The organism is Micromonospora sp. (assembly GCF_048594385.1).
Lineage (GTDB): Bacteria > Actinomycetota > Actinomycetes > Mycobacteriales > Micromonosporaceae > Micromonospora > Micromonospora wenchangensis.
The window spans coordinates 12,965-27,600 of record NZ_JBMDWU010000255.1; the positions used below are offsets into that span (position 1 = coordinate 12,965).

The window sequence follows — 14,636 nt, forward strand, 5'->3', positions numbered from 1 at the left end:
GTTGACCGGCACCGGCCAGGGGTATCCGGTGACGATCGTCGCCCGGAAGGAGAAACCAGTATGGTCCGCGTCGGCTACACCCTGATGTGCGAACAGACCGGCCCGAAGCAGTTGGTCGACCACGCGGTACGGGCGGAGGCGGCCGGCTTCGACCAGCTGGTCATGTCCGACCACTACTATCCGTGGCTCGACGCGCAGGGCCACTCCCCGTACGCCTGGTCGGTGCTGGGCGCGGTCGCCCACGCCACCAGCCGGGCCGAGCTGATGTCCTTCGTGACCTGCCCGATCCGCCGGTACCACCCGGCGGTGGTGGCGCAGAAGGCCAGCACCATCGGGGTGCTCTCCGACGGGCGGTTCACCCTCGGCCTCGGCGCCGGGGAGAACCTCAACGAACACGTGGTCGGCGGGTGGCCGCACGTGCAGCAGCGGCACGAGATGTTCTCCGAGGCGCTCCAGATCATCCGTCCGCTGCTCAACGGCGAGACGCTGACCTTCTCCGGCAACCACTTCGACGTCCCCGACGCCTACGTCTGGGACCGCCCGGATCACCCCGTACCGATGGCCGTCGCCGCGTCCGGGCCGTCGTCGGCCGCCCTCGCCGCCGAGTACGCCGACGGCATCGTCGCCACCGAACCCGACTCCCGGATCATCCAGCTCTACGACGACGCGGGCGGCGCCGGGCAACCCCGCTACGGCCAGGTGGCCATCTGCTACGGCCCCGACGAGGCCGAGTGCCGCAAGATCGTGCACGACCAGTTCCGCTGGTTCGGCAGCGGCTGGAAGGTCAACGCCGACCTGCCCGACCCGGAGGCCTTCGCCGCCGCCACCCAGTTCGTCCGGGAGGAGGACGTCGCCGACGGCATCCCCTGCGGCCCCGACGTCGACCGGCACGTCGAGGCGTTCCGCGCCTTCGTCGACGCCGGCTTCACGCACGTGGCGATCGTGCAGGTCGGCGGAGACAGCCAGCCGATGTTCCTGGACTGGGCGCAGGAGCAGCTACTGCCCCGACTGCGCGAACTGTGACCGCCGTGGCGGGTCGGGCCGGGTCGCGTACCCGCCCCCGCCCCACCCGGCCCGGCCGCGACGCCTTTCGGCCGGCCCAGGCCGCACCGCACCCGACGGCCGGGTCCGATCGGCCGCCCGCCCACACTCCGGGCCCGGACCACCCGGTCACCGCGCCGGACCCGGACACCCCCTCCCGGGCCGCGCCGGATCCGACCCGCACGTCGCCGGCCACGCCGCCGGGTCCACAGGCCGTCGCGCGCCGGGTGCGGACGGCGTTGACCAGCGAGTTCCGGCTCGTCGACGGGCTGCGTACGCACACCCGGCGCTCCGCCGACCCGACCGTGCCCGGCGCACCCCCGGTGGTGCTGGTGCACGGGCTGGCCGTGTCGCACCGCTACCTCACCCCGCTGGCCGAGACGCTCGGCACCACCCACCCGGTGTACGTGCCGGACCTGCCCGGCTTCGGGCTGAGCGCCCACCCCGGCCACTCCTACGACCTGCGGCAGCACGTCGCCCACCTGCTGGCCTGGCTCGACGCGTACCGGATGCCCCCGGTCTGCCTGGTCGGGCACTCGTTCGGCGCGGAGGTGGCCGCCGCGCTCGCGGCGGACCACCCCGGGGCGGTCCGGGCGCTGGTGCTGGCCGGGCCGACCAGCGACCCGACCGCCCGGTCCCGGCGGGGGCTGGTCGGCCGGTGGCTGGTGGACAGCCTGCGGGAGACGCCCTGGCAGGTGCCGATCCTGGTGCGCGACGTCCTCGACGCGCGCCCCTGGCGGGTGGCCGCCACCATCGCGCACTCGGTCCACAACGCGGTGGAGGAGGATCTGGTCCGGATCGCCGCGCCCACCCTCGTGCTGGCCGGGGAACGCGACCCGATCGTGCCGCCCCGGTGGCGCGCCCAGGTGACCCGGCTGGTGCCCGACGCCCGGCTGGTCACCGTGCCCGGTGCCGCCCACAACGTGCTCACCACCGCCCCCGGGCCGGTGGCCGGGGCGATCCGTGACCTGCTCGTCCCGACCCTGGCCAGGTGAACCATGCGCTTCGGCAACACGCAGATCCGACCCCTCGGCGGCGGCTTCGGCTGCCTGCTGATGATCCTGTTCTCGGTGCTCGCCTCGATCGCCCTGACCGTCCTGGTCAACCTGCTCCTCTGACGACGGCGGGGAGCGCGGCGTGCACGCTCCCCGCCGGTCGACGTCACAGCGGTCGCCAGGTCGATTCGTCGTCGTGGTTGGCGACCGGCCGGACGGCAGCGGCCATGTCCTGCGCCCCGTCCTCGCCACCGAGCGCGGCGCTGCCCGCCGGACTCCCCGTTCCCACCATTGCCCGGCAGCCGGCGCAGCCGGGCACGCCCCCGACCGACCAGGTGCCGAGCCCACCATGCTGGAGGAAGGTCCACGCCGGTCGACCGTGCACGACGCCCGTCGGACCATCCGGCCGGTCACTGCGCTCCAGGCCGACGCTCAGGTCCCCACGGGCGGCAGCGGAACCGGGGAGCCGGTAGTCGAGGACCACCGTGTCCCACCGGCCGTCCCGCCAGCGCATCCGGGCCAGGTAGAGCCGGGCGTCCGACGGCAGCGCCACCGGCTGGAGCGGCACCCGGACCGGTTGCCGCTCCCACACCATCCCCTCGGCCACCCGCCGCAGCACCTCCGCAGGCCGGTCGATGGTGACCGCGGTGATCGTGACCCAGGCGTCCGGGGCGTACTGCCAGGAGAGCACCGTCTCCTTGCCGTTGGGGCTGGTGTGCAGGAACGCCGGGTGCCCCTGCACCGGCTCGACAGGTGAACCGGGCGGGGTGGCCCAGGGGGTCGGGCCGCTGCGCAGCTTGCCCGCGTCCCTGTTGTCCCGGGTCAACTGGTCGGCGAAGAAATCCACCCCCCGCGCGCCCACGGTCACCGCGACGCTGCCGACCAACCGGCGGACCCGGGTCGCCTCGACCGGCGTGAACCGGGACGCCCCGATCGTCTGCCGGTCCGCGGCGGTGGAGAGGTTCCGTTCGGACAGGTCGGCCGGTAGCCAGGTCAACCGGAAGAGCTGCCGGGTCGGGTCGAAGGCGGTCGGCGCCACCGTCGGCGGCCAGGTGCGGTCGGCGGGGGTCGGCGACTGGCGTACCCCCAGCAGGGCGGTGACGCGGAGCAGCGCCACGGCGGTGACCACCGCCGTGGCCGCCACGGCCAGCCGGCGGCGACGCCGCACCGCGCGCTCCCCCGCCGTCACCAACGCCGGGGTGTCCGGGCCTCCGGTCGGTAGGTCGTCGGCGGCCCGGGTCAGCATCTCCCGGACCAGGGTCTCGTCGTCGTGGATCATCGGGTCACCTCCGTCGGGTCCGCCAGCGGCAACCGCCGGCGCAGCGCGGCCAGCCCCCGCGCGGTCTGGCTCTTGACGTTGCCGGGTGAGCAGCCCAGCACCTCGGCGGTCTGCTCGACGCTCAGGTCGGCGTAGAAGCGCAACACCAGCACCACCCGCTGGCCGGGTGGCACCGCCGCCAACGCGGCCCGCACCGCGACCGTGTCCACCACGGCGTCGGTCGGCCGAACTCCCCCGGGCTCCGGCTCCGGCGGGCGGTCGAGCAGGCGTACCCCGAACCAGCGGGACCGGCGCTCCTGCCGGAACGCGTTGACCAGCATCCGGTGCACGTACGCCCCGATGTCGTCGGCGGACCGTGCCCGGCCCCACTTCACGTAGAGCCGGGTCAGCGTCTGCTGCACGACGTCGTCGGCACGGTGGGCATCTCCCCCGGTCAGCAGGTACGCCGTCCGGCGCAGCTTCGGTGTCGCCGCCGTCACGAAGTCGACGTACTCCTGCCGTTGCATCGCGTGCATCGACCACTCCCCGTCCCGGACGCTGGCACTGTCACCCGTAGCGATGGCGGCGGGAGCGCAAAGGGTTGCACGGGTTTCTGCGGAGGGGCGGTCAGGCCGGGTCGAGGTCCAGCTCGGCGACGACCGGGTAGTGGTCGGAGGCGTACTCGGTGTCGCCGCCGCGTACCACGTGGACGTCGCGCAGCCGGGCGGCGAGCGCCGTGGTGCCGAGCAGGTAGTCCAGCCGCATGCCGGAGAACTCGACGCCACCGCCGTGCCGGGTCGGCGCGGTCAGCCCGGCCTCGACCGACCCGGCCGGATCAACCGACCCGGCGGCGGCGTGGGTCCAGAGGTCGACCAGGCCGGCGGCGAGCAGCCGGGCCACCGCCCGGGTGTCCACCGTCCGCCCGTCGCGGCGCAGGTGCCGCCGCCGGTACGCCACCGGCAGCCGGGCCACCCGCCCGGTGTGGTCGGTGCCCGGGTCGAGGGTGTTGAGGTCACCGGCGAGCAGCGCCAGCTCCCCCGGTGCGCGGCGCACGGCTGCGGCGAGCCAGCCGGCCTCGATGCGTCGCCGCAGCCCGGTGTACGGGTCGAGGTGGGCGCTGAGCACGGTGAGCGGCCCGGCGGTGGTGGCCAGCTCGACCCGCTGCGCCGCGTGGTGCAACGGCCGACGGACCGGCCCGGCCGAGCTGGTGCGCCACGGCGGGCGGACCAGCACCGCCACCGGCTGACCGAGGCAGGTGCGGGCCAGGTGCGGACGCATCCCCAGCCGGTCGGCGAACCCGGCCAGCACCCCCGGCCGGTCGAAGCCGCGCAGCTCCTGCACGGCCAGCACGTCGGGGGTCTGCGCGGTGACGACCCGGCACACCAGGTCCCGCCGGTCCGGGCCGGTACGGTCCCGGCCGCCGGTCCTGATGTTCCAGGTCATCACCCGCAGCACGGTCGGCGACTCACCCGGGGCGGCCGGCCTTGGCCAGCTCGTCGTCCAACTCGTCGACCTGCTCCGACTCGATCTCGGGGCGGTTGCCCTCGTAGACGTCGGCGTTGGGGCGGATCACCCAGTAGAGCAGGCCGATCCACAGGCCGCTGAGGATCAGCGCGCCCATGAAGTCGGTCGGGTGGTGCATGCCCCGGTACATCCGGGAGACCGCCACCCCGACCGGCATGATCACGGCCAGCGCCACGAAGAGCCACCGCCACCAGCGGTCGGTGCGGACGAACACGATGATCGCGATGACCAGCCAGAGGCAGGTGGTCGCGGCGATGTGCCCGGACGGGAAGGACGAGGTGGGCATCTGCCCGTCCAGGTTCTCCACCGCCGGGCGGGGCCGGTCCACCACCCGGGCCGAGGCGAGGAACAGGCTCAGCTCGCCGAAGAGGGCCAGCACCACGAAGAGCACCGGCCGCCACCGCTTCCAGATGGCCAGCACCAGCGGGCAGAAGACCAACGAGACGATCAGGATGGCGTGGGTGTCGCCGAACTTGCTCCACCACCAGCTCAGCTCGGTGAGGAAGTCGGTGTGCCGGTCGGCGAACCAGCGCGGCACGTCGGTGTCCAGGGTCTCGAAGACGGTGCCCTTGGCGTGGTAGCTGACGTACGTGCCGAAGGCGTACAGGGCGCCGAAGACGATCACCCAGCCGACCAGCAGTTCGGCCACGGCGGAGCGGGGGTGCTCCAGCACGTGCTCCTCGGCCGGGGCGGGGGTGATCTTGTCGCCGGCCTCCGGTTCCAGCCCCTCGGTCAGCGGCGGCACCGGTCGGCCCCGCTCGCGCCGCCACAGCCGGAAGGCGTACGCGGTGACGCCGAGCCAGGCCGCGCCGAGCAGCCAGCCGCCGATCACGTCGGAGACGAAGTGCACGCCGAGCGCGATCCGGGTCAGCCCGATCAGTGCCACCAGCACTGCGGCGACGGCGATCGCCGGCTTGCGCCAACGGGGCGACATGGCCGGCAGGAAGACCAGCAGCAGCGCCCCGTACGCGACGAACGAGCCGAGCGCGTGCCCGCTGGGGAAGCTGTTGCCGGGGGCGCTGGCGACCGGCACGTCGACCACCGGGCGGAGCCGGCCGACCAGGGCCTTGAGCGACGGGTCGAGGATCAGCCCGCCCACCCCGGTTACGATCAGGTAGACCGCCAGCCGGGACTGGCGACGGATCAGCAGGGTGACCACGGCGATGGTGACCAACCAGATCAGCACCGGTCGCCCGCCCAGGTCGGTGACCGCCTGGAGCACGGTGACCAGCGCGTGGTGCGGGGCGACGAGCCCGTTGAACCACTCGGCCGCCTCGTGGTCGGCGTGGTACATGGGGCTCCACCTGAACCGGACGAGCATCAGCAGCAGCCCGAAGGCCACGCCCGCGCCGGCCACGGCCAGCAGGCCGACGACGCTCCGTTCGGCGAAATGGCCGAGCGGCCGTCGGGCCGTTGACTCCTTGACCGCGGTCACCCCGCACCTCCCTTGCGTCGACGTGGCGAGGCGCGCTGTACCCGATTCCGCCGCCGCGTACACGCCCGTCCGGTGTGGCGGGCTCAAAGTGCGGTCATGTCACCGGTGTCGAGCAGTTCGTCCCGCTCGGCGTCGGGCTCCCACAGGTCGGGTTGGGCGGGCTCCGGGGCCCCGATCCGCATCGCCTCCAACTGGGCGGCGAAGGACAGCCCACCGAACAGCGCCATGCCGGTGAGGTTGGCCCACAGCAGCAGCGCCATCATCCCGGTCAACGCCCCGTACGTCTGGCCGAACCCGCCGCCGAACCTGACGTACGCGGCGAGCAGCAGGCTGGCCAGCCACCACAGGACGGTGGCGATGCCGGCACCGAAGAAGAGCCAGGACAGGCCGGGCTGCTTGCGCCGGGGCGCGTGCCGGAAGATCACCGCCACCGCGACCACGGTCAGCACGAGGCTCAGCGGCCAGCGCACCACCTCCCACACCCCGGCGGCGAAATCCCCCCACCGGTAGTGCCGCTGCACCGACTCGCCCATCGCCCCACCGCCGACCAGGATCAGGAACCCGGCCAGCGCGGGCAGGCCGGCGACCACGGCCAGCACCGCCGCCCGCAGGTACTTCCACAGCGCGGGACGGTCCCGTTCCACGCCGTAGATCCGGTTGGCGCCGCGTTCGATCTGCGCCATCGTGGTGGTCAACGCGACCAGGCCGGTGATCAGGCCGAGGGTCAACGCCAACTCGCCGGCGCTCTCGGTGCGGTCGCCCTCGCCGAGCAGGTCCTGCACCACCTGTTCGCTCTGCCCCGGGGTCAGCGCCAGCACGGTGTCGGCGACCACCCGGCCACCCTCCTCGACGCCGAGGTCGCTGATCAGGCCGGTGAGGGCGATCAGGAACGGCACGACGGCGAGGCAGAGTTGCAGGGCGAAGGCCCGGGAGTGGCTGAACCCGTCGCCGTAGCGGAACCGGATGAACGCGTCCCGCATGAGGTGCCAGCCGCCGTGGCGGCGCAGCGTACGCCAGGCGTCGTCGGCGGCGAGTTCGTCCGACGCCATCAACCGGGTCTCGGGGACGAGCCGGGTGCTACTCACGGCGCGCTTCCCCGACCAGCTTCTCCCCGCGCCGCGCGGCCGCGTCGGCGTCGTGGGCCAGGTCGGGGTCGCCGGCCGGACGTGGCACGCAGAGCCAGAGCGACTCGGGTTTGATCTCGGCGGTCAGGGTCCGGCCGGGTGCGATCAGGTCGCCGTCGAGTTGCCGGGGCTGGGCCCGGTTGCTGGTGATGACGACCTTCCGGGCCCGGTACACCTCCATCCGGGGGACGCTGTCCCGGCGGCGGGCCAGGGCCCAGCCCATGGCGAGCCAGTGCCGGACCCGGTTGGGGGTGAGCACGGCGACGTCGAGCCACCCGTCGTCCGGCTCGGCCTCGGTGAGCAGGCGCACCCCGCCCTGCAGCCGCCCGACGTTGGCGACCAGCACGGTGCGGGCCCGGCGACGCATCGGCGGCCGGTCGTCGATGCGGATGCTGAGCCGCATCGGGCGGTCCCGCAGGTGCTTCGCGGCCCCCACCACGTACGCGGGCCAGCCGATGCGGGCCTTGGTGGTCTCGGAGGTGTCCGCCAGCATCTGCGCGTCGAAGCCCATCCCGGCCATCACCGCGAAGCACCGGTCGTCGACGACGCCGACGTCGAGCCGGCGGCGGCCCCGTTCGACGGCCACCTGCAGGCCGGCGGCGAGGTCGTTGGAGAGCCCCAGGTTGGCGGCGAGCAGGTTGCCGGTGCCCTGGGGCAGCACGGCGAGTTCCACGTCGGTGCCGGCCAGCGCGGTGACGCAGGCCATCACCGTGCCGTCGCCGCCGCAGGCGAACACGAGTTCGGCGCCGGCGGCGACGGCCTGCTCGGTCTGCCCCCGGCCCGGGTCCTCGGCGCTGGTCTCGTACCAGGTGGGGGCGGGCCAGCCGGCGGCGGCGAGCGCCTCGTCCACGGTCGCGCGGAACTCGTCGAGATCGGCCACCTTCGTCGGGTTGACCACCACCGCCGAACGCGGGGAGCGGTCGCCGCCGGTCACCGTACGCTTCTGCTCTGCACCGTCCACGGCGTCAGTGTGCAGCACCCCGGCGCGGTCAGCGACCCGGCGACGACCGACGTTGCGTTGACCGCAAACAGGTTTGAGCCGGGCCGGACCCGTGGTGGCTGGTCAGGCCGCCGTACGCAGCGCCGCCTCGACCCGGCGGCGCAGGTCGTCGAGGTCCGCGCCGGCCTCGGTGAGCACCGTCGCGCCCAGGCCGCCGCCCTCGCGGAGCACGCCGAGCAGCAGGTGTTCGGTGCCGATGTGCCGGTGGCGCAGCCGCAGGGCCTCGCGTAGCGCCAACTCCAGTGCCGTGCGGGAGCGCGGGGACAGCGGCCCGCCGAGCGGCCGGCGCAGCCGCCACCGGCGGCGGGGGGCCGGGACCGCCTCGCGCAGGGCGTCGGGGCCGAAGGTGTCCTCGATCCGGGCGACGATGGCCGCGAGGTCGATGCCGATCTCGCGCAGCGCGGCGGCGTCGGCCTCGCCGAGCCCCGTGCCGCCGTCACCGGTGTGCCGCCTGATCCGGGCGCGCAGGTCGTCGGCGTCGAGGCCGGCGGCGGTGAGCACCCGGCGGGCGAGTCCGTCGCCGTCGGCCAGGACGGCGAGCAGCAGGTGCTCGGTGTCGACGGGTCGTCCCCCGTCGGCCCTGGCCTGCTCGACCGCGTGGTGGACGACCGCGCGGGCGCGCTCGGTGAACCGTTCGAACATCATGCCTCCCCGGTGCCGTGGACCGCCGGTCGCCCGGCGTGCTTCTTGTGGACCGCCTGCCGGCTGACCTCGAGCGCGTCGGCGATCTCCTGCCAGGACCAGCCCTGTCGTCGGGCGTTGTCCACCTGGACCACCTCCAGCCGTTCGAGGAGCCGGCGCAGGGCGCGCACGGCGCGCAGACCGACCCGGGGGTCGGTGCTGCCGGCGGCCGCCGCGAGTTCCGTCGCCTGACTCATGCTGTCAATGTACGTTGACACCTCCCGGGCGTCAACCTGAGTTGACGATGGCGTCGGGTACCCGACACGACGCCGGACGACCCGGTCCGGGCCGACGGCGGTGCTACGGTCCGCTGGTGTTCCGTCGCCGCAGTACCGCTGACCAGCCCGTCGAGGCGGCCCGCCGGCTGCCCGTCGGCCGGGTGGAGTGGGAGATCGCCGGCGGCACCGTGGCCGGCCACCGGTACTCGGCCAACTTCGACGCCCTGCACGTCGACCCGGAACTGCCGTTCGCGGTGGTCGTCGACGGCATGGGCGAGGGCGAGGGCAGCCGCGTCGCCGGCGACACCGCCCGGGACACCCTGCACGAACTGGTCCGCGCCGGCTGGCCCGCCGTCGGCCCGCGCGAGCTGCGCGCCGCGATCACCGAGGCCCAGATCCGGGTACGCCGGGCCGGCGCCGCCATCGACGAGCTGGCCGGCTGCACCCTGACCGCCATGCTCGCCCAGCCCGACGGCGAGCTGGCCTGGATCGTCCAGCTCGGCGACTCCCGGGCCTACCGGCTGCGCGACGGCCTGCTGGAGCTGGTCACCGTGGACCACACGATGGCCTGGCTCGGGGTGCTGCACGGCTGGTGGCCGGCGAACTCCCGGGAGGCCGCCCGTGCCCGCTACCAGCTCCTGCGCTACCTCGGCCACCCCGACCGGCCGGACCCGGACCTGCTCGGGGTGCCGCTGCGCCCCGGCGACACCTGGCTGCTGTGCACCGACGGGGTCAGCGACCAGCTCGACTACCACCGGCTGCGGGACCTGCTCGCCGAGCCGGACCCGACCCGGGCGGTACGCGGCCTGCTCGCCGCCAGCCTGGCCGAGGGCGGCAGCGACAACGCCACCGCCGTCGTGCTGCGCGTCCACCCGGCGACCGGCGGGCACCCGTCCGACTGATCCGGCTCCACCGCCCGCCCGGCGCGACTAGCGTCGGTGGGGACGGCGTGGCCGTGCCGTGCGGACGCCCGGGAGGTGAACCGGATGACCGGGTCCACGGACGGGCCGGTGGTGGTCGGGGTCGGGCCGGCACCGGCCGACCTCGCGGTGGTCCGGCTGGCCGCCCGCGAGGCCGCCGCCCACGGCCGGGGGCTGACCCTGCTGCACGCCTTCAACTGGGAGGCCGCCCTCGCCGGCCCGGCGGTGGCCGGCAGCCGGGACGTCGCCGAGGAACTGGTCGCCCGGGCCGCCACGGCGGCCAACGAGGTCGAACCGGCGGTGCCGGTCAGTGGGGAGATCGTCGAGGGGGCACCCGTCGAGGCCCTGATCCGCCGCTCCGGGACGGCGTTCCTGGCGGCCATCGGGGACGGCGGGATGGCCGGCTGCGGCGGCTGCGTACCGGCCGACGCGCCCGCCGTGCAGCTCGCCGCCCGCGCCGGCTGCCCGGTGCTGGTGGTCCGCCGCGACCCCCCGCCACCGGGCCCGGTGCTGGTCGGGGTGGACGGCTCACCCAGCTCCCGGGCCGCGCTCGACTTCGCCTTCGACTGCGCCGCCCGCAGGCGGGCCCGGGTCATCGCGGTCCGGGCGGTCGAGCCGGGACGCCCCGACGACGACGTGCTCGGCGCGCTGGTCGCCGAGGTCGGCCGGCAGCATCCACAGGTGCCGGCGGAGTGCCACACCGTACGCGGCGACCCCGGCACCGTCCTGGTGGAGCAGTCCCGCTCGGCGCAGGTGGCGCTGGTCGGGGCGCGGGGCGACCAGCCGGGGCGGGGCATGCTGGGCGAGGTGAGCCAGACCCTGCTCTACCACGCGCCGGCTCCGGTCATCGTCGTCCGTGGACTGGTTTCCGTTGGAGCGGGCGGGGCATGACGTCCCCAACGGCCGGGACCAACGGCCCTGACCGGTGACCGCTCGAACGCGAAGACTGGGTCTGCCCGGGGCGAATCGGCGCTTCCGGGTGCAGAACCCCCCGACCCGCGAGAGGCTTTGGCAGCATGGACACCGCTCTCGACCTGCACAGCCCCCTGACCGACGACGAGCTGCGCCGGCTGGACGCCTACTGGCGGGCGGCGAACTACCTGACCGTCGGGCAGATCTACCTGCTCGACAACCCGCTGCTGCGCGAGCCGCTCGCCCCGGAGCACGTGAAACCCCGGCTGCTCGGCCACTGGGGCACCAGCCCCGGCCTCAACCTGCTCTACGCCCACCTCAACCGGGTCATCGTCAACCGTGACCTGTCGGCCATCTTCGTCACCGGCCCCGGCCACGGCGGCCCGGCCCTGGTGGCGAACACCTGGCTGGAGGGCACCTACAGCGAGCTGTACCACTCGGTGAGCCGCGACGAGACCGGCATGCAGCGGCTGTTCCGCCAGTTCTCCTTCCCCGGCGGCATCCCGAGCCACGTGGCACCGGAGGTGCCGGGCTCGATCCACGAGGGTGGCGAGCTGGGGTACGCCCTGAGCCACGCCTACGGCGCCGCCTTCGACAACCCGGACCTGCTGGTCGCCTGCGTCATCGGCGACGGGGAGGCGGAGACCGGGCCGCTGGCGGGCAGCTGGCAGTCAAGCGTCTTCCTCAACCCGGCCCGCGACGGCGCGGTGCTGCCGATCCTGCACCTCAACGGCTACAAGATCGCCAACCCAACGGTCATGGACCGGATCCCCACCGAGGACCTGCTCAACCAGATGCGCGGCCACGGCTACCAGCCGTACCTGGTCGCCGGGGACGACCCGGAGCAGGTGCACCAGCTCCTCGCCGCCACCCTGGACCGGGCCTGCGACGAGATCGCCGAGATCCAGCGGGTGGCCCGCTCCGGCGGCCACGTCGAGCGTCCCCGCTGGCCGATGATCATCCTGCGGACCCCGAAGGGCTGGACCGGCCCGGCCCAGGTCGACGGCAAGCAGGTCGAGGGGACCTTCCGCGCCCACCAGGTGCCCATCGCCGAGGTACGCGACAACCCGGCACACCGGGCCGAGCTGGAGCGCTGGCTGCGCAGCTACCGGCCGGAGGAGCTGTTCGACGCCACCGGTGCCCCGGTCCCCGAACTGACCGCGCTGCCGCCGAAGGGCGAGCACCGGATGAGCGCCAACCCGGTCACCAACGGCGGTCGGGTGCTGCGCGACCTGACCCTGCCGGACTTCCGCGACTACGCCGTCGACGTCAAGCGGCCGGGTGAGCCGGTGGTCGGCGCGGCCGGGGTGCTCGGCACCTGGGTCCGCGACGTGATCACCGCCAACCCGCAGACGTTCCGGTTGTTCGGCCCGGACGAGGTCGCCTCCAACCGGCTCGGTGCCGCGTTCGAGGTCACCGACCGGTCCTTCGACGGCCGGATCGAGACCACCGACGACCACCTCTCCCCCGACGGCCGGGTGATGGAGGTGCTCTCCGAACACCTCTGCGAGGGCTGGCTGGAGGGCTACCTGCTGACCGGCCGGCACGGGATCTTCACCAGCTACGAGGCGTTCATCCACATCGTCGACTCGATGGTCAACCAGCACGCCAAGTGGCTGAAGGTGACCCGGGGCATCGGGTGGCGGGAGCCGATCGCCTCGCTGAACTACCTGCTGTCCAGCCACGTGTGGCGGCAGGACCACAACGGCTTCTCGCACCAGGACCCGGGCTTCATCGACCACGTGGTCAACAAGAAGGCCGAGGTGGTCCGGGTCTATCTGCCGCCGGACGGCAACACCCTGCTCTCCACCATGGACCACTGCCTGCGCAGCCGGCACTACATCAACGTGGTGGTCGCCGGCAAGCAGCCCGCCCCGAACTGGCTGACCATGGACGAGGCGGTCCAGCACTGCCGGCGCGGCCTGGGCATCTGGGACTGGGCCAGCACCGACGACGGCCGGGAACCCGACGTGGTGCTCGCCTGCGCCGGTGACGTGCCGACCCTGGAGACCCTCGCCGCCGCCGACCTGCTGCACCAGCACCTGCCCGAGCTGAAGGTGCGGGTCGTCAACGTGGTCGACCTGATGCGGCTGCAGCCGTCGTCGGAGCACCCGCACGGCCTGCCGGACAACGAGTTCGACACCATCTTCACCCGCGACAAGCCGATCATCTTCGCCTACCACGGCTACCCGTGGCTGATCCACCGGCTCACCTACCGGCGGGCCAACCACGACAACCTGCACGTGCGCGGCTACAAGGAGGAGGGCACCACCACCACCCCGTTCGACATGGTCATGCTCAACGACCTGGACCGCTTCCACCTGGTCATCGACGTCATCGACCGGGTGCCCGGCCTGGCCGCCCGCGCCGCCCACCTGCGGCAGGAGATGGTCGACACCCGGCAGGCCTGCCGCGACTACACCCGCCGCCACGGTGAGGACGACCCCCGGGTCGCCGAGTGGCGCTGGATCCGGGAGACCCACCCGCAGCAGCTCGACGGGCAGTGACACCCCCGGGGCCCGTGGTGGGCCGGTCACCGGCCGGCCCACCATCGGCCACCCGCCAGGAAAGGACGAGACGATGAACCCCGACGAGATCCTGGTCGGCTACGACGGTTCCGCCGACGCGAGCGTCGCCGTGGACTGGGCACTGGCCGAGGCACAGCGCAGCGGACGCCCGGTCCGGCTGGCGTACGTCTTCGAGTGGATGACCGTCGCCGGTTGGGTCGGCCCGGGGGTGGCCCCCGGGGTCTGGCCCGACGACAACGCCCGGCGGCAGGTCGAGGAGCTGGTGCACCAGGCCGCCTCGGACGCCACCGCCGCCTGGCCCGGCGTCACCGTGCACGGTGAGGTCTTCGACGGCCCGCCCGCACTGGTGCTGGAGGAGCGTTCCGCCGAGGCCGGGCTGCTGGTGCTCGGCAGCCGGGGCCACGGCGGCGTCACCGGCCTGCTCGCCGGCTCCACGGCGGTCTCGGTGGCCGCCCACGCGCACTGCCCGGTCGTGGTGGTACGCGAGGCGCAGGCCAAGGTCACCGGCCCGGTGGTGGTCGGCTACGACGGCTCCGAGCAGGCCGGTACGGCACTCGGGTTCGCCGTGGAACGGGCCGCCCAGCGCGACGCCCCGCTGCGGGTGCTGCGGGCCTTCGAACCGCCGGACGACCGCTGGCGGCCCTCCGACCCGGACGCCGAGGCCCGGCTCGCAGCGGACCGGGCCGAGATCGACCAGGCCCTCGCCGGATGGCGGGAGACCTTCCCCGAGGTGCCGGTCACGGTGGAGATCGCCCCGGCCCGGCCGGCGGCCGCGCTCGTCGATGCGAGCCGGGAGGCGCAACTCGTGGTGGTCGGCAGCCGGGGCCGGGGCGGGCTGCGCGGGATGCTGCTCGGCTCGGTCGGCCAGCAGCTCATCCAGCACGCGCACTGCCCGGTCGCCGTCGTCCGCGAACGCTGACCGGGCGGGGCGGGCGGCGCGGGCGGCTGTTGGGCCGATGGTGCGGTGATCCGACGACCTGACACCGCAACATCGGCCCCG

At 74.1% G+C, this 14,636-nt stretch carries 14 protein-coding genes; 6 read left to right on the forward strand and 8 right to left on the reverse strand.

Annotated elements, in window-relative coordinates:
- Nucleotides 1-60 precede the first annotated feature (60 nt).
- Together ACOJTC_RS13415 and ACOJTC_RS13420 are read left to right on the forward strand one after the other, a co-directional pair.
- Nucleotides 61-1,023: a TIGR03557 family F420-dependent LLM class oxidoreductase gene (locus ACOJTC_RS13415; protein ID WP_204924068.1), complete on the forward strand. Its 963-nt coding sequence runs from the start codon at nucleotides 61-63 to the stop codon at nucleotides 1,021-1,023.
- A 257-nt stretch (nucleotides 1,024-1,280) separates the two neighbouring features.
- Nucleotides 1,281-2,036 carry an alpha/beta fold hydrolase gene (locus ACOJTC_RS13420; RefSeq protein WP_420117104.1) on the forward strand — a complete coding sequence of 252 codons (756 nt, stop codon included), beginning with the start codon at nucleotides 1,281-1,283 and terminating at the stop codon, nucleotides 2,034-2,036.
- Between the two features lie 166 nt (nucleotides 2,037-2,202).
- Here ACOJTC_RS13420 and ACOJTC_RS13425 read toward each other — a convergent pair whose 3' ends face one another.
- The 8 genes from ACOJTC_RS13425 to ACOJTC_RS13460 all read right to left on the reverse strand — a co-directional run bounded on the left by ACOJTC_RS13425 (nucleotide 2,203) and on the right by ACOJTC_RS13460 (nucleotide 9,255).
- A complete protein-coding gene (locus ACOJTC_RS13425) occupies nucleotides 2,203-3,315 on the reverse strand; it encodes a hypothetical protein (RefSeq protein WP_420117105.1) in 1,113 nt (370 codons plus the stop codon).
- Nucleotides 3,312-3,830: a SigE family RNA polymerase sigma factor gene (locus tag ACOJTC_RS13430; RefSeq protein WP_204924066.1), complete on the reverse strand. Its 519-nt coding sequence runs from the start codon at nucleotides 3,828-3,830 to the stop codon at nucleotides 3,312-3,314. The genes ACOJTC_RS13425 and ACOJTC_RS13430 overlap by 4 nt, the downstream gene beginning before the upstream one ends.
- A gap of 91 nt (nucleotides 3,831-3,921) precedes the next feature.
- Entirely contained in the window at nucleotides 3,922-4,749 is an 828-nt protein-coding gene (locus ACOJTC_RS13435; RefSeq protein WP_420117106.1) for an endonuclease/exonuclease/phosphatase family protein, read from the reverse strand.
- A gap of 10 nt (nucleotides 4,750-4,759) precedes the next feature.
- Nucleotides 4,760-6,253: a phosphatase PAP2 family protein gene (locus tag ACOJTC_RS13440; protein ID WP_420117107.1), complete on the reverse strand. Its 1,494-nt coding sequence runs from the start codon at nucleotides 6,251-6,253 to the stop codon at nucleotides 4,760-4,762.
- Nucleotides 6,254-6,336: 83 nt separating this feature from the next.
- The gene (locus tag ACOJTC_RS13445; protein WP_357932574.1) at nucleotides 6,337-7,338 is read right to left on the reverse strand and encodes a YihY/virulence factor BrkB family protein; all 1,002 of its coding nucleotides are present in this window, start codon (nucleotides 7,336-7,338) and stop codon (nucleotides 6,337-6,339) included.
- Nucleotides 7,331-8,338, reverse strand: a complete 1,008-nt coding sequence (locus tag ACOJTC_RS13450) for a diacylglycerol/lipid kinase family protein (RefSeq protein WP_420117108.1) — start codon at nucleotides 8,336-8,338, stop codon at nucleotides 7,331-7,333. The genes ACOJTC_RS13445 and ACOJTC_RS13450 overlap by 8 nt, the downstream gene beginning before the upstream one ends.
- A 102-nt stretch (nucleotides 8,339-8,440) precedes the next feature.
- Nucleotides 8,441-9,019, reverse strand: a complete 579-nt coding sequence (locus tag ACOJTC_RS13455; protein ID WP_420117109.1) for a Clp protease N-terminal domain-containing protein — start codon at nucleotides 9,017-9,019, stop codon at nucleotides 8,441-8,443.
- Nucleotides 9,019-9,255 (reverse strand): HTH domain-containing protein, encoded by a 237-nt coding sequence (locus ACOJTC_RS13460; protein WP_088642213.1) that lies wholly within the window; start codon nucleotides 9,253-9,255, stop codon nucleotides 9,019-9,021. The genes ACOJTC_RS13455 and ACOJTC_RS13460 overlap by 1 nt, the downstream gene beginning before the upstream one ends.
- A gap of 116 nt (nucleotides 9,256-9,371) precedes the next feature.
- Between ACOJTC_RS13460 and ACOJTC_RS13465 the strand changes: the two genes are divergently transcribed.
- The 4 genes from ACOJTC_RS13465 (at nucleotide 9,372) to ACOJTC_RS13480 (ending at nucleotide 14,555) form a co-directional block, all read left to right on the forward strand.
- Nucleotides 9,372-10,178 (forward strand): PP2C family protein-serine/threonine phosphatase, encoded by an 807-nt coding sequence (locus tag ACOJTC_RS13465; protein WP_204924060.1) that lies wholly within the window; start codon nucleotides 9,372-9,374, stop codon nucleotides 10,176-10,178.
- An 84-nt stretch (nucleotides 10,179-10,262) separates the two neighbouring features.
- Nucleotides 10,263-11,087, forward strand: a complete 825-nt coding sequence (locus tag ACOJTC_RS13470; protein ID WP_420117110.1) for a universal stress protein — start codon at nucleotides 10,263-10,265, stop codon at nucleotides 11,085-11,087.
- A gap of 125 nt (nucleotides 11,088-11,212) precedes the next feature.
- Nucleotides 11,213-13,615, forward strand: coding sequence for a phosphoketolase (locus tag ACOJTC_RS13475; protein ID WP_420117111.1), 2,403 nt, complete (start codon nucleotides 11,213-11,215; stop codon nucleotides 13,613-13,615).
- Nucleotides 13,616-13,688: 73 nt separating this feature from the next.
- Nucleotides 13,689-14,555 (forward strand): universal stress protein, encoded by an 867-nt coding sequence (locus ACOJTC_RS13480; RefSeq protein ID WP_420117112.1) that lies wholly within the window; start codon nucleotides 13,689-13,691, stop codon nucleotides 14,553-14,555.
- Nucleotides 14,556-14,636 lie beyond the last annotated feature (81 nt).